The organism is Nitrosopumilus oxyclinae, assembly GCF_013407165.1.
GTDB lineage: Archaea > Thermoproteota > Nitrososphaeria > Nitrososphaerales > Nitrosopumilaceae > Nitrosopumilus > Nitrosopumilus oxyclinae.
In genome coordinates this window covers 1,128,204-1,151,010 of the sequence record NZ_CP026994.1, presented here as the reverse complement: position 1 = coordinate 1,151,010, position 22,807 = coordinate 1,128,204, and the positions used below count along the sequence as shown (strand labels likewise).

Annotated in this window: 21 protein-coding genes and 2 pseudogenes; 13 read left to right on the top strand and 10 right to left on the bottom strand. The window is 38.2% G+C overall.

Translation table 11 applies throughout. From position 1 onward, the window contains the following. Positions 1-274: 274 nt before the first annotated feature. The 3 genes and pseudogenes from C5F49_RS06875 to C5F49_RS09800 all read left to right on the top strand — a co-directional run. Positions 275-9,070, top strand: a complete 8,796-nt coding sequence (locus C5F49_RS06875; protein WP_179362259.1) for a beta strand repeat-containing protein — start codon at positions 275-277, stop codon at positions 9,068-9,070. Beyond that, complete coding sequence (locus tag C5F49_RS06870; RefSeq protein WP_179362258.1) at positions 9,009-9,539, top strand: immunoglobulin-like domain-containing protein; 531 nt, start codon at positions 9,009-9,011, stop codon at positions 9,537-9,539. The genes C5F49_RS06875 and C5F49_RS06870 overlap by 62 nt, the downstream gene beginning before the upstream one ends. 4 nt (positions 9,540-9,543) lie before the next feature. Beyond that, positions 9,544-9,705 (top strand): annotated as a pseudogene (locus C5F49_RS09800) (immunoglobulin-like domain-containing protein); the annotation flags it as partial. Positions 9,706-9,716: 11 nt separating this feature from the next. On the opposite strand, the gene C5F49_RS06860 reads toward C5F49_RS09800, so the two are convergent. From C5F49_RS06860 to C5F49_RS06840, 5 genes are all read right to left on the bottom strand, one after another. Next, complete coding sequence (locus C5F49_RS06860) at positions 9,717-10,106, bottom strand: hypothetical protein (RefSeq protein ID WP_179362257.1); 390 nt, start codon at positions 10,104-10,106, stop codon at positions 9,717-9,719. Between the two features lie 78 nt (positions 10,107-10,184). Further along, positions 10,185-10,574: a hypothetical protein gene (locus tag C5F49_RS09620; protein ID WP_179362257.1), complete on the bottom strand. Its 390-nt coding sequence runs from the start codon at positions 10,572-10,574 to the stop codon at positions 10,185-10,187. A 78-nt stretch (positions 10,575-10,652) separates the two neighbouring features. Further along, positions 10,653-11,042, bottom strand: a complete 390-nt coding sequence (locus C5F49_RS06850; RefSeq protein WP_179362257.1) for a hypothetical protein — start codon at positions 11,040-11,042, stop codon at positions 10,653-10,655. Between the two features lie 78 nt (positions 11,043-11,120). Continuing rightward, the gene (locus C5F49_RS09615) at positions 11,121-11,510 is read right to left on the bottom strand and encodes a hypothetical protein (protein WP_179362257.1); all 390 of its coding nucleotides are present in this window, start codon (positions 11,508-11,510) and stop codon (positions 11,121-11,123) included. Positions 11,511-11,588: 78 nt separating this feature from the next. Beyond that, entirely contained in the window at positions 11,589-11,855 is a 267-nt protein-coding gene (locus tag C5F49_RS06840) for a hypothetical protein (RefSeq protein ID WP_179362256.1), read from the bottom strand. Here C5F49_RS06840 and C5F49_RS06835 point away from each other — a divergent pair. The 6 genes and pseudogenes from C5F49_RS06835 to C5F49_RS06815 all read left to right on the top strand — a co-directional run. Beyond that, positions 11,842-14,397 (top strand): annotated as a pseudogene (locus C5F49_RS06835) (immunoglobulin-like domain-containing protein); the annotation flags it as partial. The gene C5F49_RS06840 and the pseudogene C5F49_RS06835 sit on opposite strands and share 14 nt — an antisense overlap. A 52-nt stretch (positions 14,398-14,449) precedes the next feature. Further along, positions 14,450-15,202, top strand: a complete 753-nt coding sequence (locus tag C5F49_RS09745) for a midas domain-containing protein (protein WP_281361110.1) — start codon at positions 14,450-14,452, stop codon at positions 15,200-15,202. 60 nt (positions 15,203-15,262) lie between these two features. Further along, entirely contained in the window at positions 15,263-15,616 is a 354-nt protein-coding gene (pth2, locus tag C5F49_RS06830; RefSeq protein WP_179362254.1) for a peptidyl-tRNA hydrolase Pth2, read from the top strand. Between the two features lie 46 nt (positions 15,617-15,662). Next, positions 15,663-17,261, top strand: a complete 1,599-nt coding sequence (locus tag C5F49_RS06825; RefSeq protein ID WP_179362253.1) for a Vgb family protein — start codon at positions 15,663-15,665, stop codon at positions 17,259-17,261. Then, positions 17,258-18,454, top strand: a complete 1,197-nt coding sequence (gene truD / locus C5F49_RS06820) for a tRNA pseudouridine(13) synthase TruD (RefSeq protein ID WP_179362252.1) — start codon at positions 17,258-17,260, stop codon at positions 18,452-18,454. Before C5F49_RS06825 ends, truD begins: the two co-directional genes overlap by 4 nt. Positions 18,455-18,523: 69 nt before the next feature. Beyond that, positions 18,524-18,754: an Lrp/AsnC ligand binding domain-containing protein gene (locus C5F49_RS06815; protein ID WP_179362251.1), complete on the top strand. Its 231-nt coding sequence runs from the start codon at positions 18,524-18,526 to the stop codon at positions 18,752-18,754. Here C5F49_RS06815 and C5F49_RS06810 read toward each other — a convergent pair. Continuing rightward, positions 18,751-18,954: a hypothetical protein gene (locus C5F49_RS06810; RefSeq protein WP_179362250.1), complete on the bottom strand. Its 204-nt coding sequence runs from the start codon at positions 18,952-18,954 to the stop codon at positions 18,751-18,753. The genes C5F49_RS06815 and C5F49_RS06810 overlap by 4 nt on opposite strands. Before the next feature lie 103 nt (positions 18,955-19,057). Between C5F49_RS06810 and C5F49_RS06805 the strand changes: the two genes are divergently transcribed. Further along, entirely contained in the window at positions 19,058-19,747 is a 690-nt protein-coding gene (locus C5F49_RS06805; RefSeq protein ID WP_246275310.1) for a hypothetical protein, read from the top strand. A 1-nt stretch (position 19,748) separates the two neighbouring features. Here the strand turns inward: C5F49_RS06805 and C5F49_RS06800 are convergent, their stop codons facing one another. Then, complete coding sequence (locus C5F49_RS06800; protein ID WP_179362249.1) at positions 19,749-20,003, bottom strand: hypothetical protein; 255 nt, start codon at positions 20,001-20,003, stop codon at positions 19,749-19,751. A 120-nt stretch (positions 20,004-20,123) separates the two neighbouring features. Here C5F49_RS06800 and C5F49_RS06795 point away from each other — a divergent pair, with 120 nt between their 5' ends. Beyond that, a complete protein-coding gene (locus tag C5F49_RS06795) occupies positions 20,124-20,624 on the top strand; it encodes a hypothetical protein (RefSeq protein ID WP_179362248.1) in 501 nt (166 codons plus the stop codon). Here the strand turns inward: C5F49_RS06795 and C5F49_RS06790 are convergent. From C5F49_RS06790 to C5F49_RS06780, 3 genes are read right to left on the bottom strand one after another with little or no spacing between them, the layout of a single operon-like run. Continuing rightward, entirely contained in the window at positions 20,608-20,847 is a 240-nt protein-coding gene (locus C5F49_RS06790; RefSeq protein ID WP_179362247.1) for a hypothetical protein, read from the bottom strand. The genes C5F49_RS06795 and C5F49_RS06790 overlap by 17 nt on opposite strands. A gap of 32 nt (positions 20,848-20,879) precedes the next feature. Beyond that, entirely contained in the window at positions 20,880-21,032 is a 153-nt protein-coding gene (locus tag C5F49_RS06785; RefSeq protein WP_179362246.1) for a hypothetical protein, read from the bottom strand. 36 nt (positions 21,033-21,068) lie between these two features. After that, entirely contained in the window at positions 21,069-22,103 is a 1,035-nt protein-coding gene (locus C5F49_RS06780; protein WP_179362245.1) for an alcohol dehydrogenase catalytic domain-containing protein, read from the bottom strand. Positions 22,104-22,226: 123 nt separating this feature from the next. On the opposite strand from C5F49_RS06780, the gene C5F49_RS09740 reads away from it, so the two are divergent. Both C5F49_RS09740 and C5F49_RS06775 read left to right on the top strand, forming a co-directional pair. Continuing rightward, on the top strand, positions 22,227-22,352 hold the full coding sequence (locus tag C5F49_RS09740; protein WP_281361109.1) for a hypothetical protein: 126 nt from the start codon (positions 22,227-22,229) through the stop codon (positions 22,350-22,352). A gap of 191 nt (positions 22,353-22,543) precedes the next feature. Continuing rightward, complete coding sequence (locus tag C5F49_RS06775; RefSeq protein ID WP_179362244.1) at positions 22,544-22,777, top strand: hypothetical protein; 234 nt, start codon at positions 22,544-22,546, stop codon at positions 22,775-22,777. Positions 22,778-22,807: the final 30 nt, after the last annotated feature.

Here is a 22,807-nt window from a genome sequence, read left to right as displayed (position 1 = left end):
TTTGCTTTTTTTCATTTAATTTACGATCAAATGTGATCTGTATTTTTTAAAAATTACATCCCGTCTTTATCTCTATTTTTTGTATTATTTTTTTTAGACAAAAAATGATCGTAAATTCATGATTTTCCCAAATTTGGTATGTTCGGTCTTGGTTTTTTAATGCACCAGTCACAAAAAATGTGTTGCAGTGGATGATGGAAATCATGTGTACTAATGTTACATACAATGTATCATATGATTTTGGAAACAAAACAGATGTGAGGGGTATGGTCCATTGATAAATCTAAATAAATTCTCATCTAAAAAATCAAAGATTTTTTCTAGTTTGATATTTTCAATTCTAATTTTTGGAATGTTTTCAATTCCTATAAATTCTGCATTTGCTGCAGGAGGTGCAGACCTCATTGTAGACTATGATCTTTTATTTTTTCCAGGACCTGATGTAGATTTTGGTGATCTTGGTGCATTATTTGTACATGTTTCACTAACTGAAGAATCAGACGATGCAGAAGAAGTTCAACTTCGTTTTGAAGCTCCTCCTGGATTAATCTTTGATGAAGTAGCTACTGATACTGATGTGTGCTATCTTGATCCTGATCCTGCGGCTGCAACTGGATTCATTGTTACATGTGATATTGTTTCTTTAGATGAATCTGTACTTGCAGCAGGTGATGACGTCACCGCTGTCATTGTTTTTGAAGTAGGTCCTATTGGAAATTCTGCTGATTCTCTTATTGAAGTTTCAACTGTAACTCAACCAAATACTGTTACTTATGTTAAAGATCCAACAGTTCCAATCACATGTGCATTTTGTCCAGAACCCTTGGTAATCACATCTCATTTAGATGTTGACATAACTAGTGATAACACTCCAACCATTTTTGGTACAGCTCAAGCAGATCATTCGATCTCATTAAATGTTGTTGGACCTGGAGTTGACAATACATTTGTACAACCTTCTTCAGGTGGAGTTTTTAATTTTGATATAACTCCTGCATTACCTGATGGTGTCTATACTATCACTGCAACTGATACTGAAGCATTTGATTTAGCAGGCAATCTTATTCCTATTGCAGATTCTATTATACTAACTATCGATACTACAACCTTTGTTTCCTTTGATCCTTCTCTTAATCTTTCAACTACTAATCTAGAATTTCCAACAATTTTTGGTACTGCAGAAGCAAACTCTACTGTAGAAGTATTTGTTGAAGGAGTATCTGTTGGAACAACAACCTCTGATGGAGTAGGCAACTGGTCATTAATCCCATCTGCTCCTCTAATAGAAGGTTCAAACAATATTACTGCTACAGTCATTGATGCTGTAAGTAATACTAGTTCTGCAGGTCCTATTGAAATTATTCTGGATTCTGACATTACAGTTACAATCACATCTCATACAAATGGTCAGATAATTACAATTAACAATCCAATATTTTCTGGAAGCTCAGATCCGAATTCAGACATTGAATTATTTATTGATGGGTTATCTGTAGGTACAACCACTTCTGATGGTACTGTCGGTTTGTGGTCATTTCCAGAAAATCTTCTTTCTGAAGGTCTTCACACTATTTCTGTAACCGCAACTGATCCATTAGGAAACGTAGGTTCTCTAGGAATTTCAATTACTGTAGATACTGTAACATTTGTAACTATTGATCCTTCTTTGGATGGAATATCCACTATGGATACAACTCCTACCATTTTTGGTACTGCCGAACCTCACTCTGTCGTTGAATTATTTGTTGATGGTATTTCTATAGGAACTAAAGTTGTCAATGCAAATGGAGATTGGACTAAAAACTCTTTTAGTTTAACAAACGGGGTCCATCTATTTACTGCAATTGCAACTGATTCATATGGTAATGTTGCATCCACCATTTCTCCTACTACTATCACAATTGATACAATACGACCTGGAGTTGTAATATCTACGGTAGCTGGAACTTATACCAATCTTAATCCAATTCCATTTACTGCTGTTTTCACTGAACCTGTTTTTGGCTTGACAGAATTCAGTTTCAATGTTTTGGGTGGCTCTACTATCACTCCTGGCTCTCTTAGTACTGTTGATAATATTGTCTGGACATTTACTGTAGTTCCAAATGAGGATGGTGCAGTTCCAGTAAAGCTTACTCCGAATCAAGCTGTTGATGCTGCCGGTAATTGGAATACCATGTCAAATACTGCAAATATTCTATATGATTCTACTTCCCCAACCTCAACAGTTACATCTACATCTGCTCCTGTTACCAACATTTTCCCAATTCCATTTACTGTAACCTTTAATGAGGATGTAACTGGATTTACAGAGTCTGATATTGTATTATCAGGAGGAACTATAGATGCTGGTTCATTTTCTACTTCCTCTGCTAAAATTTACACCTTTACTGTAACCCCTGCTGGCACTGGTGATCCTGCAGAAACTATCTCTGCAACAATTCTATCTGCAGCTGCTCAAGACTTGGCAGGAAATAGCAGCATATTGGATGGTGTAGATGATGTAGAGGATGTATTGTATGATACTGCTATCACAGTCTCAATCACATCTCATTTCAATGGCCAAAAAGTAAATGATGATACACCGACTTTCTTTGGTGGTAAAGATTCTGGCGATTTAGTTGAAGTCTTCGCTGATGGTGTTAAAATTGGTGAGGACTTGACATCGTCTACAACTTGGACTGTAACACCAATTGTTCCACTCCCTGAAGGAACTCATACTATCACAGTCACTGCAACTGACAATGCAGGCAATACAGCATCTGTAGTTATTATTATTGATACTATGCGACCTACTCCTACAATTACTTCCTCCTCAGCTGATCCTACCAACATCGAACCAATTCCATTTACAGTAACTTTTGATGAATTAGTCGATAATCTTACTGAGGCGGAAATTATTGTTGTTGGTGGTACTGTAGATGAAAATTCATTATCTCCTGATTTTGACGTCCCAACTCTGGTTTACACATTTACTGTAACACCAACTACTGATGGAACTATCTCTGTAACAATTCCTGAAAATGTTGCAGAAGATGAAGCAACAAATGGCAATTATGAATCTAACATATTTGATATTTTATTTGATTCTACTGCTCTTATTGAAATTGATTCCCCGATCACAGGAACCTCTATTGGTGATAATACTCCCACTCTATTGGGAACTTCTGAACCCTTTGCTCTAATTGAAATATTTTCTTCTTCTATTACTCTTCCACCTTTAGGCAGCACTACTGCTGACATTGATGGCAACTGGTCATTTACTACTCCTACATTAGCTGAAGGTTCAAAGACTCTCATTGCAAAAGCTACTGATGCTTTAGGCAATACTGCAAGTGATTCTATTATAATTTTCATTGATACAACACCCCCAGTAATTACACTAAACCCACCAAATCCACAAGTAATTTCAGAATCAGGAACATATACAGAACTTGGAGCTACTACTAATGATGGTTCACCAATAGTAATTGATGCATCTGATGTCCTAGCTAACATTGGAGTTGTAGGCTTTTACTCTGTAACTTATACTGCAACTGATTCTGTTGGAAATACATCTGTTGTAACTAGAACTGTGGATATTATTGATGATAATATCCCTATTATTACCCTCAATCTGCCAAACCCACAAACCATTCAAATTGCTAATCCCTTTGCTACATACACAGAACTTGGTGCAACTGCACTTGATTTTCCTGGAATTGATCTTACTGCTGATATTGTAATTGATGCATCTGATGTACTTGCAAATCTTGACACAATAGGAACATACTTTGTTTACTATGATGTAGTAGATGGAGAAGGAAATGCAGCAGTTCAAAAAGTTAGAACTGTTAACATCATTGATACTATTGCCCCAATTATTGAACTTAGTTCATATGCTGAAACAATACAATTAGGCGATTCATTTGATCCTGCCACTGCAACTGCCACTGACAATGATCCTGCATATACAGGAGTTATCACTATTGGCGGAGATGCTGTTGATACCTCTGTGGTTGGCGTTTATACTATTTCATACACTAGTACTGATCCTTCTGGTAATGCAGCAATTGTTAATCAAATTGTAACTGTAGAGGACACAACTGCACCTGTAATCTCATTAATTGGAACAACTCCAATTACATTAGAAGTTGGAGTTGATACTTACACTGAACTTGGAGCTACTGTAACTGATGATGATCCTACATATTCAGAAACTGTATCTGTTGGCGGAGATTCAGTCTTAGATGCAGTTGGTACATACACTGTAACTTATGATGCACCAGCAGACGCATCAGGAAACACTCCCTTGCAAATTACTAGAATTGTTAATGTAGTTGACACAACAATTCCAGTTATCACTCCAACTGGTTCTGATGCAACCATAGAACTAGAAGCTGCCAACTCTTACACCGAACTTGGCGGTACAGTAACTGACAATGATCCAACTTATTCTGAATCTGTAACCGTATCAGGCGATTTACCTGACACATCTGCAGTCGGAGTTTACACCGTACTCTATGATGCTCCAGCAGATGCAGCAGGAAATATCCCAGACCAACAATCAATCACAATTACCGTAGTTGACACCACCCCACCAACCTTTGATGTTGATGGCAACACAGTTGATTACACTACTACACTAATGGTAAATGATGTTTACACAGTTGGAACTATACTCAATATTGCTGACTTTAGCACTACAACTCAAAATATTGTAGGTGATGATCTTGTTGATACAAGTGCTGTAGATTCATTCATCGTAATTTACACAGTAACTGATGCAGAAGGCAACTTTACAACTATTACTGAAACTGTTAATGTCATTTCAGGCAATGTCCCAATAATCATACTAAATCCACCAAACCCACAAACAATTGAATTAGGTTCAGGTTACACTGAGCTTGGAGCAACAGCAACTGATGTTGAAGATGGCATTCTAACTAGTTCTATCACTATTGATGATTCAGCATTTGTTGATGCAATTGGTTCATATCTTGTAACTTATACCGTAACTGATTCATCATCAAATACAACTGTTGAAACCAGAACTGTCAACGTAGTTGATACCACAAACCCCGTTATTTCCCTTAATGGAGCAACTCCTGTTACTATTGAAGTTGGAGTTGACACTTACACTGAATTTGGTGCAACTGTAACTGACAATGATCCTGCTACTGCCCCTGTTGCTATTGTTGGCGGAGATGTAGTCGATGATAGTACAGTTGGTGTGTATGTTGTAACTTATGATGCAGTTGACCCATCAGGTAATGTAGCAACCCAAGTAACTAGAACTGTCAACGTAGTTGACACTACAGCACCAACCATCACAGTTACACCTGATACCATTACACTAGAAGCTGGCTCACCATCACCAGATCTATTAGATGGAGTCACTACTGATGATGGTTCAACTGTCACCACAACTGGTTCAGTTGACACTAGCACACCAGGAACCTACGTCATCACTTACAACTCAGTTGATGCTCAAGGAAATGCAGCAGCACCAGTTACTAGAACTTACATTATACAAGATACCACAGACCCAGTTCTTACAGTCCCAGCTGATGTAACATTAGAATTCCCAGCAGACACAACTCCTGCCAACACTGGCTTTGCAACTGCAACTGATAATGCACTTCCAGCACCAACAGTAACATTTAGCGATGTATCAGTTCCAGGAACTGGAAACATCATCGAAGTAATCACTAGAACATGGACTGCAACTGATGCAACAGGCAACTCTGTCAGTGCAGACCAAACTATCACAGTACAAGATACTGTAGGACCAACCATCACAGTTACACCTGATACCATTACACTAGAAGCTGGCTCACCATCACCAGATCTATTAGATGGAGTCACTACTGATGATGGTTCAACTGTCACCACAACTGGTTCAGTTGACACTAGCACACCAGGAACCTACGTCATCACTTACAACTCAGTTGATGCTCAAGGAAATGCAGCAGCACCAGTTACTAGAACTTACATTATACAAGATACCACAGACCCAGTTCTTACAGTCCCAGCTGATGTAACATTAGAATTCCCAGCAGACACAACTCCTGCCAACACTGGCTTTGCAACTGCAACTGATAATGCACTTCCAGCACCAACAGTAACATTTAGCGATGTATCAGTTCCAGGAACTGGAAACATCATCGAAGTAATCACTAGAACATGGACTGCAACTGATGCAACAGGCAACTCTGTCAGTGCAGACCAAACTATCACAGTACAAGATACTGTAGGACCAACCATCACAGTTACACCTGATACCATTACACTAGAAGCTGGCTCACCATCACCAGATCTATTAGATGGAGTCACTACTGATGATGGTTCAACTGTCACCACAACTGGTTCAGTTGACACTAGCACACCAGGAACCTACGTCATCACTTACAACTCAGTTGATGCTCAAGGAAATGCAGCAGCACCAGTTACTAGAACTTACATTATACAAGATACCACAGACCCAGTTCTTACAGTCCCAGCTGATGTAACATTAGAATTCCCAGCAGACACAACTCCTGCCAACACTGGCTTTGCAACTGCAACTGATAATGCACTTCCAGCACCAACAGTAACATTTAGCGATGTATCAGTTCCAGGAACTGGAAACATCATCGAAGTAATCACTAGAACATGGACTGCAACTGATGCAACAGGCAACTCTGTCAGTGCAGACCAAACTATCACAGTACAAGATACTGTAGGACCAACCATCACAGTTACACCTGATACCATTACACTAGAAGCTGGCTCACCATCACCAGATCTATTAGATGGAGTCACTACTGATGATGGTTCAACTGTCACCACAACTGGTTCAGTTGACACTAGCACACCAGGAACCTACGTCATCACTTACAACTCAGTTGATGCTCAAGGAAATGCAGCAGCACCAGTTACTAGAACTTACATTATACAAGATACCACAGACCCAGTTCTTACAGTCCCAGCTGATGTAACATTAGAATTCCCAGCAGACACAACTCCTGCCAACACTGGCTTTGCAACTGCAACTGATAATGCACTTCCAGCACCAACAGTAACATTTAGCGATGTATCAGTTCCAGGAACTGGAAACATCATCGAAGTAATCACTAGAACATGGACTGCAACTGATGCAACAGGCAACTCTGTCAGTGCAGACCAAACTATCACAGTACAAGATACTGTAGGACCAACCATCACAGTTACACCTGATACCATTACACTAGAAGCTGGCTCACCATCACCAGATCTATTAGATGGAGTCACTACTGATGATGGTTCAACTGTCACCACAACTGGTTCAGTTGACACTAGCACACCAGGAACCTACGTCATCACTTACAACTCAGTTGATGCTCAAGGAAATGCAGCAGCACCAGTTACTAGAACTTACATTATACAAGATACCACAGACCCAGTTCTTACAGTCCCAGCTGATGTAACATTAGAATTCCCAGCAGACACAACTCCTGCCAACACTGGCTTTGCAACTGCAACTGATAATGCACTTCCAGCACCAACAGTAACATTTAGCGATGTATCAGTTCCAGGAACTGGAAACATCATCGAAGTAATCACTAGAACATGGACTGCAACTGATGCAACAGGCAACTCTGTCAGTGCAGACCAAACTATCACAGTACAAGATACTGTAGGACCAACCATCACAGTTACACCTGATACCATTACACTAGAAGCTGGCTCACCATCACCAGATCTATTAGATGGAGTCACTACTGATGATGGTTCAACTGTCACCACAACTGGTTCAGTTGACACTAGCACACCAGGAACCTACGTCATCACTTACAACTCAGTTGATGCTCAAGGAAATGCAGCAGCACCAGTTACTAGAACTTACATTATACAAGATACCACAGACCCAGTTCTTACAGTCCCAGCTGATGTAACATTAGAATTCCCAGCAGACACAACTCCTGCCAACACTGGCTTTGCAACTGCAACTGATAATGCACTTCCAGCACCAACAGTAACATTTAGCGATGTATCAGTTCCAGGAACTGGAAACATCATCGAAGTAATCACTAGAACATGGACTGCAACTGATGCAACAGGCAACTCTGTCAGTGCAGACCAAACTATCACAGTACAAGATACTGTAGGACCAACCATCACAGTTACACCTGATACCATTACACTAGAAGCTGGCTCACCATCACCAGATCTATTAGATGGAGTCACTACTGATGATGGTTCAACTGTCACCACAACTGGTTCAGTTGACACTAGCACACCAGGAACCTACGTCATCACTTACAACTCAGTTGATGCTCAAGGAAATGCAGCAGCACCAGTTACTAGAACTTACATTATACAAGATACCACAGACCCAGTTCTTACAGTCCCAGCTGATGTAACATTAGAATTCCCAGCAGACACAACTCCTGCCAACACTGGCTTTGCAACTGCAACTGATAATGCACTTCCAGCACCAACAGTAACATTTAGCGATGTATCAGTTCCAGGAACTGGAAACATCATCGAAGTAATCACTAGAACATGGACTGCAACTGATGCAACAGGCAACTCTGTCAGTGCAGACCAAACTATCACAGTACAAGATACTGTAGGACCAACCATCACAGTTACACCTGATACCATTACACTAGAAGCTGGCTCACCATCACCAGATCTATTAGATGGAGTCACTACTGATGATGGTTCAACTGTCACCACAACTGGTTCAGTTGACACTAGCACACCAGGAACCTACGTCATCACTTACAACTCAGTTGATGCTCAAGGAAATGCAGCAGCACCAGTTACTAGAACTTACATTATACAAGATACCACAGACCCAGTTCTTACAGTCCCAGCTGATGTAACATTAGAATTCCCAGCAGACACAACTCCTGCCAACACTGGCTTTGCAACTGCAACTGATAATGCACTTCCAGCACCAACAGTAACATTTAGCGATGTATCAGTTCCAGGAACTGGAAACATCATCGAAGTAATCACTAGAACATGGACTGCAACTGATGCAACAGGCAACTCTGTCAGTGCAGACCAAAACTATCACAGTACAAGATACTGTAGGACCAACCATCACAGTTACACCTGATACCATTACACTAGAAGCTGGCTCACCATCACCAGATCTATTAGATGGAGTCACTACTGATGATGGTTCAACTGTCACCACAACTGGTTCAGTTGACACTAGCACACCAGGAACCTACGTCATCACTTACAACTCAGTTGATGCTCAAGGAAATGCAGCAGCACCAGTTACTAGAACTTACATTATACAAGATACCACAGACCCAGTTCTTACAGTCCCAGCTGATGTAACATTAGAATTCCCAGCAGACACAACTCCTGCCAACACTGGCTTTGCAACTGCAACTGATAATGCACTTCCAGCACCAACAGTAACATTTAGCGATGTATCAGTTCCAGGAACTGGAAACATCATCGAAGTAATCACTAGAACATGGACTGCAACTGATGCAACAGGCAACTCTGTCAGTGCAGACCAAACTATCACAGTACAAGATACTGTAGGACCAACCATTCACAGTTACACCTGATACCATTACACTAGAAGCTGGCTCACCATCACCAGATCTATTAGATGGAGTCACTACTGATGATGGTTCAACTGTCACCACAACTGGTTCAGTTGACACTAGCACACCAGGAACCTACGTCATCACTTACAACTCAGTTGATGCTCAAGGAAATGCAGCAGCACCAGTTACTAGAACTTACATTATACAAGATACCACAGACCCAGTTCTTACAGTCCCAGCTGATGTAACATTAGAATTCCCAGCAGACACAACTCCTGCCAACACTGGCTTTGCAACTGCAACTGATAATGCACTTCCAGCACCAACAGTAACATTTAGCGATGTATCAGTTCCAGGAACTGGAAACATCATCGAAGTAATCACTAGAACATGGACTGCAACTGATGCAACAGGCAACTCTGTCAGTGCAGACCAAACTATCACAGTACAAGATACTGTAGGACCAACCATCACAGTTACACCTGATACCATTACACTAGAAGCTGGCTCACCATCACCAGATCTATTAGATGGAGTCACTACTGATGATGGTTCAACTGTCACCACAACTGGTTCAGTTGACACTAGCACACCAGGAACCTACGTCATCACTTACAACTCAGTTGATGCTCAAGGAAATGCAGCAGCACCAGTTACTAGAACTTACATTATACAAGATACCACAGACCCAGTTCTTACAGTCCCAGCTGATGTAACATTAGAATTCCCAGCAGACACAACTCCTGCCAACACTGGCTTTGCAACTGCAACTGATAATGCACTTCCAGCACCAACAGTAACATTTAGCGATGTATCAGTTCCAGGAACTGGAAACATCATCGAAGTAATCACTAGAACATGGACTGCAACTGATGCAACAGGCAACTCTGTCAGTGCAGACCAAACTATCACAGTACAAGATACTGTAGGACCAACCATCACAGTTACACCTGATACCATTACACTAGAAGCTGGCTCACCATCACCAGATCTATTAGATGGAGTCACTACTGATGATGGTTCAACTGTCACCACAACTGGTTCAGTTGACACTAGCACACCAGGAACCTACGTCATCACTTACAACTCAGTTGATGCTCAAGGAAATGCAGCAGCACCAGTTACTAGAACTTACATTATACAAGATACCACAGACCCAGTTCTTACAGTCCCAGCTGATGTAACATTAGAATTCCCAGCAGACACAACTCCTGCCAACACTGGCTTTGCAACTGCAACTGATAATGCACTTCCAGCACCAACAGTAACATTTAGCGATGTATCAGTTCCAGGAACTGGAAACATCATCGAAGTAATCACTAGAACATGGACTGCAACTGATGCAACAGGCAACTCTGTCAGTGCAGACCAAACTATCACAGTACAAGATACTGTAGGACCAACCATCACAGTTACACCTGATACCATTACACTAGAAGCTGGCTCACCATCACCAGATCTATTAGATGGAGTCACTACTGATGATGGTTCAACTGTCACCACAACTGGTTCAGTTGACACTAGCACACCAGGAACCTACGTCATCACTTACAACTCAGTTGATGCTCAAGGAAATGCAGCAGCACCAGTTACTAGAACTTACATTATACAAGATACCACAGACCCAGTTCTTACAGTCCCAGCTGATGTAACATTAGAATTCCCAGCAGACACAACTCCTGCCAACACTGGCTTTGCAACTGCAACTGATAATGCACTTCCAGCACCAACAGTAACATTTAGCGATGTATCAGTTCCAGGAACTGGAAACATCATCGAAGTAATCACTAGAACATGGACTGCAACTGATGCAACAGGCAACTCTGTCAGTGCAGACCAAACTATCACAGTACAAGATACTGTAGGACCAACCATCACAGTTACACCTGATACCATTACACTAGAAGCTGGCTCACCATCACCAGATCTATTAGATGGAGTCACTACTGATGATGGTTCAACTGTCACCACAACTGGTTCAGTTGACACTAGCACACCAGGAACCTACGTCATCACTTACAACTCAGTTGATGCTCAAGGAAATGCAGCAGCACCAGTTACTAGAACTTACATTATACAAGATACCACAGACCCAGTTCTTACAGTCCCAGCTGATGTAACATTAGAATTCCCAGCAGACACAACTCCTGCCAACACTGGCTTTGCAACTGCAACTGATAATGCACTTCCAGCACCAACAGTAACATTTAGCGATGTATCAGTTCCAGGAACTGGAAACATCATCGAAGTAATCACTAGAACATGGACTGCAACTGATGCAACAGGCAACTCTGTCAGTGCAGACCAAACTATCACAGTAGTGACTCTAAACACTACTCCAGTTCTTTCACCAATTGGTGATCAATCAGTGGATGAGTCTACCACATTGACATTTACTGCAACTGCAACTGATGCAGAAGTGCCCCCTCAATCACTAACATTCTCACTTGATGCAGGCGCCCCACCAGGTGCAACAATTGATTCACTTACTGGAGAATTCTCATGGACTCCAACTACTATTGGAACATTTACTGTTACAGTAAGAGTAACTGATGATGGAACACCATCACTAGATGACTTTGAAACAATTACAATTACCGTAGTTTCATTAGGAAATGACGCTGACGTATCCATAGTAAAGTCTGGAGAATTAATCACATCTGGTGGTACTACTGGAGTAATTGATGTTCGAGTAGCAACTGGTACTGATGATGCAGAAGAAGATGATGATGAAGATGTATCACTAAACTCTAGCGACCTTGATCTAAATGAAGAAGAATATGTCGGTATGAGATTCAATGGAATTGAAATTCCAGATGGTGCAACAATCACCAATGCATATGTACAATTTACAACCGAAGATGATGAGGATACAGGATATGCCAAAGTAAAGATATTTGCCCAAGATTCTGATAATCCACAAACCTTTACCAACCAGGATGAGAATATCTCTTCTAGACCTACAACTTCAGCTTCTGTCAGCTGGATAATTCCTGACTGGATTGGAGAAGGAACTGCAGGTGCACCACAACAGACTCCTGACATTACTGCACTAATTCAAGAGGTAGTTGACAGAAATGGTTGGAACAGTGGAAACTCTATTGCAATAATTGTTGAAGAAGATAGTGGAAGTGCTGACAGAGATGCTATCTCATATGAAACTAATCCAAACAAAGCTCCATTACTACACATCGAATACGAAATTCCATCTGAACAATCAATCATTAACTATACACTAGAAATTGATAACAATGGACCAGACGCTGCAACCAATGTCATCGTCTCTGATGTCTTACCATCACAAGTTACAGGACAAAGTGTTTCACCATCACCAGAATGTACATTGTCCGGTAATGCTGTAACATGTGACTTTAGTTCACTACCTGCAGGATCAGATGAAACCATCACAATTACCACACTAGTTAATTCTGGAGTGTCTGGAGTAATATCCAACACTGCAACAGTTTCAGCAGATGAGAGTGATCCAAACCCAAGCAACAATGAATCAACTAAAAACATAACAATTGAAGAAAGTGCCAATAATCCTCCAACAGCAAAGGCTAGCGCAACACCAAATCCAGCTGATGAAGGTGTAATTGTCACATTACTTTCAACGGGATCATCTGACTCTGATGGAACAATCATATCATATGCATGGACTGCCCCCACAGGAATTATCTTATCTGATGTAACTGCATCTTCCCCAACATTCACAGCACCTTTAGTAGAATCCCCAGGTGAGACACTTGTCTTCTCACTAGTTGTAACTGATGATGAAGGTGCCTCATCTGATCCAGATACAGTTAGTGTTGGAATTAATGATGTATCTTCTGTTCAAACAGTTCAGCAACAAAAACAAGCAATAATTGATGAATTAAAGAATCTAAAATCCTCAGCTGAATCACAACAAACTGTTAAGCGTATTGATAGGGCAGTACAGGACGTCAAGAAAAGTCTTGATCAGAAATACTGGATAGATGAAAATACACTAGATCCAAAACAAGGAAAGCATTCAATCCATGAAGAAGAAAAAGCTGTAAAGAGATTAATGAATATTATAAAACAAGACAAAGAGTCTGAATCATTCCTAAACTTTATTCAAGAAATAATTGATCAGATCACTCTAATTGATAAGACATTTGCAGAAAATGCAATATCTCAAGCCCAAGCAGCAAACACTGATGGAAAATTCACAAAATTAATCCAAAAGGCAGTTGATAACTTTGAGAAAGGTCTAGATTATGAGGATGACGGTAAATATGACAAGGCAATTCACAGTTATGAAAAAGCATGGACAATTGTCGCTGTTTTAAATATTTTAGATAGTCTAGATTCTCAGATATCTGAATTTACCACTGCAGCAATTAAATCAGAATTAATTGATGATCTTGTAGAAGAATCATCTGAAGAATCATCTGAAGAATCATCTGAAGAATCATCTGAAGAATCATCTGAAGAATCATCTGAAGAATCATCTGAAGAATCATCTGAAGAATCATCTGAAGAATCATCTGAAGAATCATCTGAAGAATCATCTGAAGAATCATCTGAAGAATCATCTGAAGAATCATCTGAAGAATCATCTGAAGAAGAAAAGACTGAAGATGAAAATGTAGATCTAAAATCTCAAAATGATGTTATCATTGATGTCAACACAGCACCCGTAATTGTGCTAAATGGAACAAACCCACAAATAATTACACTAGATGGTGATTACACTGAACTCAATGCCACTGCAACAGACCTTGAGGACGGAGACATCAGCGGCTCTATTGTGATAAACTCTACAGCAGTAAACACTGCTATACTTGGAAACTACACAGTAACATACAATGTATCTGATTCCTTGGCACTTCCAGCAGAGGAGCAAATCAGAACCGTTCAAGTAGTAAATGACGCTATGATTGATGTCGTAGAAGAAAAGACTGATGACACCACAGAGAAATCAACTGACGACACCACAGAGAAATCAACTGACGACACCACAGAGAAATCAACTGAGGAAGAAAAGACTGACGACACCACAGAGAAATCAACTGAGGAAAGAAAAGACTGACGACACCACAGAGAAATCAACTGAGGAAGAAAAGACTGATGACACCACAGAGAAATCAACTGAGGAAGAAAAGACTGACGACACCACAGAGAAATCAACTGACGACACCACAGAGAAATCAACTGACGACACCACAGAGAAATCAACTGATGACACCACAGAGAAATCAACTGATGACACCACAGAGAAATCAACTGACGACACCACAGAGAAATCAACTGAGGAAGAAAAGACTGACGACACCACAGAGAAATCAACTGAGGAAGAAAAGACTGATGACACCACAGAGAAATCAACTGAGGAAGAAAAGACTGATGACACCACAGAGAAATCAACTGAGGAAGAAAAGACTGATGACACCACAGAGAAATCAACTGATGACACCACAGAGAAATCAACTGATGACACCACAGAGAAATCAACTGATGACACCACAGAGAAATCAACTGATGACACCACAGAGAAATCAACTGACGACACCACAGAGAAATCAACTGAGGAAGAAAAGACTGATGACACCACAGAGAAATCAACTGAGGAAGAAAAGACTGATGACACCACAGAGAAATCAACTGAGGAAGAAAAGACTGATGTAAATCGTCTTGAATTAAGCAAAGATCTCTAAACGTAATTCAGATTAATCCAAATTCAAAAGACTTTCATTTTACCATTTTCAAGCTTACTTGTGGGAGACATCAAACAGGTAATTGTAGTTAGAACTGATCTAGATATGGGTAAAGGCAAAATTGCAGCCCAAGTGGGTCATGCATGTGTGCTTGGTGCAGAACATGTTAGAAAATCTCACCCTGAATGGTATCAAAAATGGTGGGGTGGACAAGAAAAAGTGGTAGTCAAAGTGTCTGGAATTAAAGAATTGCAAGAGGTAAAACGCCATGCAATTGATTTGAATCTACCTTGGTCTGAAGTGTCTGATGCTGGCCACACTCAGTTGGCTCCTGGCACTACAACATGCATCTCAATTGGTCCTGCTCCTGAAAACTTGATTGATAAAATAACAGGGGATCTGAAATTATTATAACAATTACTTGGAATAAGATATAACAAGGCTCAATATTTTTTCTAATATGAAGAAAAAAGGTGTTATAGTTACCATATTTTTCGGATTCATTTTACTTTCATCTACTGTATTGCTGACATTGCCTGGAATTGATCCAGGTACTGACTCTCCAGAAGTTTCAGTTACTGGAACTCCTGCTGATAATTTCCCAGATGAGCAACGTGCACAATTTTGCGGTTCAAGTAATGCCCAGTCTACAAATTATGTTCAAGAATATTCAATTCCAACCTTATGTACAAATCCACTTGCAATTATAACTGATTATGATGGAAATGTGTGGTTTGCTCAAACTAATACTGGTAAAATTTCAAAGTTTGATCCTAACTCAAAAACATTTACTGAATATGAAAATCCAATGTGGCCTCAAGGTGGACGCTCAATGATGTGGGGAATGGACTATGCACCTGATGGTTCTATATGGTACACTGATGAATCTTATGATTCCATATGGAAATTCTCAACTATTGATGAGACCTATGATAGATTATCTTATCCGTCTGAAGGGGATTCATTACCTCAAAAACTACTAGTTGATGGTTCTCAAATAATAATAAATGATTTTACTGGAAACAAACTCACATTTTTAGATCCTAATCAATCCGGTGAGGAAGTAAATTATCTTAGTATCCCATCTCCAACCAATGACTCTGTAACTGCAGACTTTGCAGTTGATGCAAATGATAATGTCTGGTATACTAATTGGTTGTATCAGCAAGGAGGAGTTTTAGTAAAGTTTGATCAAAATAGTTACCTTAACGCTGTTGCAACTTCGAATGAAAAATTTCTTCCATTAATTGACTTTATTGAAATATACCGATTACCTGTAACCCTTCTTACTCCTAATGGTATTGCAGCAGCAGATGATGGAACAATTTGGATGGCTGATACAACATCATCATCGTTCTTTAATTTCGATCCTATGACTGAGAGTTTCGTACAATATGTGACATCTGATCCTATGTTGAGCACATATGGTAATCAGACAGGCGTTGTAAAGACGCCTATATCCAGACCTTATTGGATTGAATCCGATAACCAAGGTAGAATCATCTTCAATGAACAAACTGCAAATAATATCTCTGTAATGGATCCCAAATCTCAATCACTTGTTGAATATCATGTTCCTTCAAAGAATCCAAACTGGGCTGATTGTGACCCTGGAACCGGTATGATGTTGGCTGATTGCGGTGTTGCTCAAATCTTTGATTTTACTATTGATGGTGAAAAAATTTGGTTTACTGAATGGGCAGAAAACAATATTGGAGTAGTTGACACCTCTATTCCATTACCATTGGAAATACAATTATCTTCATCTTCTATAATCACCACCCCTGGAAATTCAAAACCTATTGACTTTGTTGTGTCTTCTTTGTCTCAAAAAGATCTACTTGGCGTTTCATTAATTTTATCTTCAACACATGATTTTTTGAATATCGAATTAATTGATGCGCCAAAAACATTCCAACTTGATTCAGATGCCCCTCGTCCAATTTCACTTATCATTAATACTGCAGACGATGCAATTCCTGGGACATACAAAGTTCTAGTAGGTGCACAATTATCTGATGTTGCAATTAGCAAATATGTCACAGTGACAATAGAGTGATACCTGACTTAGATTCTCAAATTGGGATTTTAGTTTACAGTACTAAATTTCCTGGCATTGGGGGTAAGATTAGAGTTGAACCTGAAGATTTCCAAGTTAGTGAATTAATTTCTGAGAAATCTAAAAAATCAATTGGTGATGAACATGGATATGCTGTGTATAAATTAAAAAAGAAAAAAATTGACACCAATCATGCACTATCTGGAATTTTTAGACAAAAAGGAATTAGATTAAAATCCCTTGGATTAAAAGATGCATCCGCAGTTACAGAGCAATTTGTTTGCTCTGGAAATAAGGGAAAACCAATAGAGAATTTCTCAAGTGACAAATATTCTCTAGAGCACTTGGGTTTTGTAAAAAAACCGCTATCAAAAAAGGATATGGTTGGTAATCATTTTAAATTGAAAATATCTGATTGTCAAAATAAATTAGAATCTTTTACAGAATATGAAAAAATTCTTAATTTCTATGGATATCAGAGGTTTGGCTCAAAAAGACCAGTCACACATCATATTGGTAAGGCCATTTTACAGCAAGATTTTGTAAAAACTGTTGATTTGATTTTATCCTTTACTTCTTCATATGACTCTAAAGAAAATACTGAAATCCGTCAAAAATTATCTGACAAGGCAAATTATCAGCAATATTTTGATCAGGTTCCAATTCAAATGGATATTGAAAGAATTGTTCTAAAGGAAATGATTGAACATGGAGAACCAATTCGTGCCATTAGGGCAATCCCTGTCTCATTAAGACGATTTTACATTCAGGCTTACCAGTCTTTTATTTTCAATCAATCTTTGAGTGCTGCATTTTTAGAAGGTGAGGATCTCTTTGAAGCACAAACAGGAGATGTTTGCTTTGATAATCATGGTATTATTGGAAAATATGTTAAAGGAATGGATCAAAATTTAGCGTTACCATTTGTTGGTTATTCATATTATAAAAAAACACGATTTGATTTTCAAATTTCCAAAGTTCTACAACAAGAAGAAATTTCTCCCAAAGATTTCTTCATTAAAGAGATGCAAGAAGCAAGTAGTGAGGGTGGGTTTAGACAAGCTGCGATACAATGTTCAGATTATTCTGCACATGGTGATGTAGTAGAATTTTCATTATCTAGAGGATCTTTTGCAACAATTTTGTTAAGAGAGATAATGAAACCTCAAGATCCAATGATTGCTGGATTTTGAGATCTGTTTTGAAAGAATAATTTCTTAGATGTCTTTAAGTTGGTGTTTTTTTAAGAAAATATGATTTAGATGGAAAGAGCATACATGCTGATTAGTTGTGAGATCGGAGAAGAGCAATCATTGTATTCACAATTAAAAAAAATTCCCGAAGTGAAAAGTTGTCTAATTACTTATGGGAGTTATGATGTTGTGGCAGAATTTGTAACTGATTCTGCTTCTCAAATTAACGAAATAATTACATCTAAAATTAGAAAATTGCCAAACATTCGAAGTACAATTACTCTTCGTGTAACAACTTAATTTTTTTTGAGAATTGTAAATCCAATACCTGAAATTAATATTCCGACAATAATTATCTGCAAACCATAACTTGTCCATTCTGGGTTTGCATACATGAAAGATGTTTCTGGCCCGACTATAGATTGACCTTGGAGATGAAAAATCAAACCAAATATTCCAATTATAATTCCAATTATTATGAGAGTTTTTCCGCCTTTCATGACTTTTTTTCTTGATTCTACTAAAAAAGGGTAAAGAGAATTGATTATTTGAGCAAATGATTTTCCGATTTGGTTTTTAATTATTTTCTTTTGAGCATGTAATGTGTCTAATTGGGATGATTATCAACAAGAGTCAAGCGTGCGTAGTCATATGGGGCTAATTCTATTTGTATCCTCAGCATCTCTTGCCATTCTGTTGTTTCTAATTTTTCACCCGCAAATTGAGACAATTAACAAAGAATCTCCAATTCTTATCAACATCATGTTTTTCCCTGCTATGGCTGTAGGGTTCCTTTATGGGATAAGAATCACTGAAAGGGCGGTAAAACCTTCAGAGATTCGCAGTCCAATCAAAAGATCAATTGTAAAACTATTCTTGTTCTTTTTTGTAATTGGTGGGATGTTCAGTTCTGTGAATTTTGCAATTAATGGCGGTAGTATAATGCCTGATATGGAAATATTGGATGATGGATTGTTACCTTGGATAAATAATTTCATTACTGCAAACGGTGGAGCTACTTTTCTAATAATCACAAGTATTGGTTTGATGGCAGCAGCTACCAAAAGAATCGTTGGAATGAATACTGGAATTGTAAATAGAATAGTTACATTTGTTGGAACATTTGTGTTTTTTACAATGCTTGTATTGAGTTTTACAAAATCTGATCCTACGTCATCTGGTGTTTTCTTGTATACATTTTATCAAGCCGGAATTGTAGGAGGTGCATTTTTTGCTATGAATCGTCTTACTAAAAATCAAAATATGCTAGAAGATTTTACAAATGGATATTAGATTACTTCCACTTTGCTGGGTCTACATAAATTCCTGATGCTTCATTGTTGATTCTCTCTCTATATTTTACACAATCCTCTGCCACAAAATCATTTGCTTTACATTCGTTAAAATGAGCCGTATGGTCTCTTGCCCAATTATCTGCTAACAGTACATCATCTGCGATAAATAGACCTATGATGGCTATTGCTGCTAAACTAGCAGATACCACAATCATAGAATATCCCACTTTAGCATAATTGTGAGGGTCTTTCATTTACGGTGAATCCATAACTCTTGAATTTAATCTTTTCAAGCTGAGATTTTGCGATCAAATTATTGGTATTAGGGATTTTTTTGGGAAAAGCTGAAAAGAAAGTACTCAAAAATATCTTCATTGAGCATTCAAATCTTACAATACGAATTTCTTGGACCTATTCCTCTTGAAGAATGGGGGCCTCCGATGGAGAAATTGGTTTACCTAATTCTTTCTAGGGATAAAGACAAATTCAATATTGTATATGTTGGTGATTGTGAAAAGACAGAAGACAAGTCGTTTTTTCTCCAACATTCTCAATACAAATGCTGGGTTGATCATTCAGGCTCTGAAAAATCACTATATTTGGCAATCTTGCCTCTCTTTGAATCTGATTCTGAACGTAGAAAAATTATATTTCAAAAGATAATTGCCCATTACAAACCACTATGCAATTCTGCAGATATGCCAAAATCAAAACCTGATTACATAGTACGAAAATCTGAAGATGTAAATACAAAATCTGAAAAAATTGTCTGTCTCTGTTGTGGTGCTGAAATGAAGCCAGAAAAACTACTCCAAAAATCTACGCTTTTTAGATGTACAGGTTGTGGATTGAGTGATACTAGGATGAATTGTTAATTTTATTTTGAACATCAAATAACTGCAAAGTTAACAAATCAATAGCTTTTTTCAAATGTTGAAATTCATTTATTGAATGCATTTGTCCTTCAACCAAAGCCCTTTGAACTTTGATAGAGTTTTTTTGGAAATCATCAGATGCAACAATTTCCATGGCGTTTAATTTTGATAATAAATTATCTAAATCTTTAATCATTTCATCTGATGGTTTGTGTTTGTCCATGATTTTATGAAATTATTTTGATATATGAATCGTTACAAAAGATCCTCATCAATTTCTTGAATGGGATCTAAATATTGTTGACATGTACATGTTGGAATTTGACATTTCCCTGCTTTCATAAGGGAACTACTATTTTCATTTTTACTGTGTGCCTCATTTGTGTGGTGACATTTTTTACAATTCATATCCCAAACATTCTTTTCTAATATTTAAGCCAAGAATTAAGGGATTAAAACTGCTCTTGCTTCAATTTCAGAATCTTTTAATTTTTTGAGTGCTTGATTTGCTTGCTCTAATGGAAAAATCTGAGTAATCACTTCAAGATTCTCTTCATCGCATATCTTGATTACTTGCTCCATATCTTTTGTAGAACCAATCAAAGTTCCACGGATTGTTTTCTCTTCAAATGGCATAAATGATGGATTCTCACCAACAGTTGCAATCACAATTAATCCTCCCTTCTTTACTGATTTTATTGCAGTATCTGTGACTATATCTGCTGGGGCAAACACTATGGCAGCATCTAGTGTACCATGTTTTTCTTTTAATGTGTCTAGAAACTTTTCTTGCTTTTCAGAAAACACCATTGCATCTGATGCCCCTAATCTTTTAGCAACATCAAGATGTTTCTGTGATCTTGAAAATGCAATAACTTTACAATTTTCTACTTTGGCAAACTGAATTGCCATGTGTCCTACTCCTCCGATTCCAAAAATTCCAATTTTTTTATTTAGTTTTGGTTCTGCGGCCTTTACTGCTTTGTATGCTGTAATGCCTGCACAAAATAACGGTGCAGCATACTCTGCCCTCATATTGTCTGGTACTTTGGTTGCATAGTCTTCTACAACTGTAATGTATTCTGTGTAACCTCCTTTGAAAGACTCTCCTGTGATAATTGATGATTCACAAAGGTACTCTTTTCCTTCTTTACAATATTGACATTCTTTACATGCTTCTAAAAGAGGAGTTATCCCTGCTCTGTCTCCAATTTTAAATTTAGTAACTTTATCTCCGATCTGAACCACTTTTCCAACCACTTCGTGACCCGGAACTGTTGGAAGTGTTGGTGGAATGCCGATATCTTTCCAGTCTCCCTCAATTCCATGAAGTTGTGAATGACAAACCCCACAGGCCTCAATTTTTAATAAAATTTCATTTGATCTTTTAATTTGATGTTTATCAATTTGTGTAAGTTTCAAGGGATTTGTTTCAATTTTAGCACATTCTGAAAGTACCATTGCGCGCATTTTTTCCATAAATTTGATATTCTATTACGAAATTTTAACATTCGTAATTTTTATTCTTACAATACATGTAGCCAATTCCAAAAATCTAGTTCATGATCTATAAGCTTAAGTGCTCACAGTATCTGAGAGTTCATGTCTGAAAGTATCAGTGAATCATGTTTGGATTGTGGTACTCCTTTGGAATTAACAATTCAAGGTCAAAAGAAAAAACCATGCACTAAATGTGGTGCATATCGTAGAAAAAGAGAATATTCTTAATCGCTGTATTTCAGCATGTTCAAATTATTCTTAGATTGTTATGGGATTATTCTTCTAAATTGAATACCCAATGGGTGTTGAAATTATCATCAATCTGATAAATCCAATGGTCAGAGGTTGGTCTATCCTAAGTAATAGGCCAATCTTGCTTTTACGCTAAGATTTATTTGCAAAATTAAAAAATTATACCTATGGCTGAAATTACTGATGAAGACCGTGAGAGAGTTAAATTATTACAACTTATCACAAGTTCTAAACATGAATTCAAAAAACTGACTCTTGAGCAATTAAAAAGATTACAAGAACTAGTTGAAAAAAAAGATTACAGTCATGATAAAAAAGCACATAAATCAAAAGTCAAATTGCTAGCAAGAATTAACGTTAGAATTTATGAATTAACTGAAGGAAAAGGAATCTGGAATTAACATAATGTCAACTAGGTACAAATATTCAAG

Coding starts and splice junctions, on each gene's coding strand:
- C5F49_RS09745 (WP_281361110.1), top strand. CDS start 14,450: ATGACACCACAGAGAAATCAACTGACGACACCACAGAGAAATCAACTG.
- C5F49_RS06825 (WP_179362253.1), top strand. CDS start 15,663: ATGAAGAAAAAAGGTGTTATAGTTACCATATTTTTCGGATTCATTTTA.
- C5F49_RS06815 (WP_179362251.1), top strand. CDS start 18,524: ATGGAAAGAGCATACATGCTGATTAGTTGTGAGATCGGAGAAGAGCAA.
- C5F49_RS06810 (WP_179362250.1), bottom strand. CDS start 18,954: ATGAAAGGCGGAAAAACTCTCATAATAATTGGAATTATAATTGGAATA.
- C5F49_RS06800 (WP_179362249.1), bottom strand. CDS start 20,003: ATGAAAGACCCTCACAATTATGCTAAAGTGGGATATTCTATGATTGTG.
- C5F49_RS06790 (WP_179362247.1), bottom strand. CDS start 20,847: ATGGACAAACACAAACCATCAGATGAAATGATTAAAGATTTAGATAAT.
- C5F49_RS06785 (WP_179362246.1), bottom strand. CDS start 21,032: ATGAATTGTAAAAAATGTCACCACACAAATGAGGCACACAGTAAAAAT.
- C5F49_RS06780 (WP_179362245.1), bottom strand. CDS start 22,103: ATGGAAAAAATGCGCGCAATGGTACTTTCAGAATGTGCTAAAATTGAA.
- C5F49_RS09740 (WP_281361109.1), top strand. CDS start 22,227: ATGTCTGAAAGTATCAGTGAATCATGTTTGGATTGTGGTACTCCTTTG.
- C5F49_RS06775 (WP_179362244.1), top strand. CDS start 22,544: ATGGCTGAAATTACTGATGAAGACCGTGAGAGAGTTAAATTATTACAA.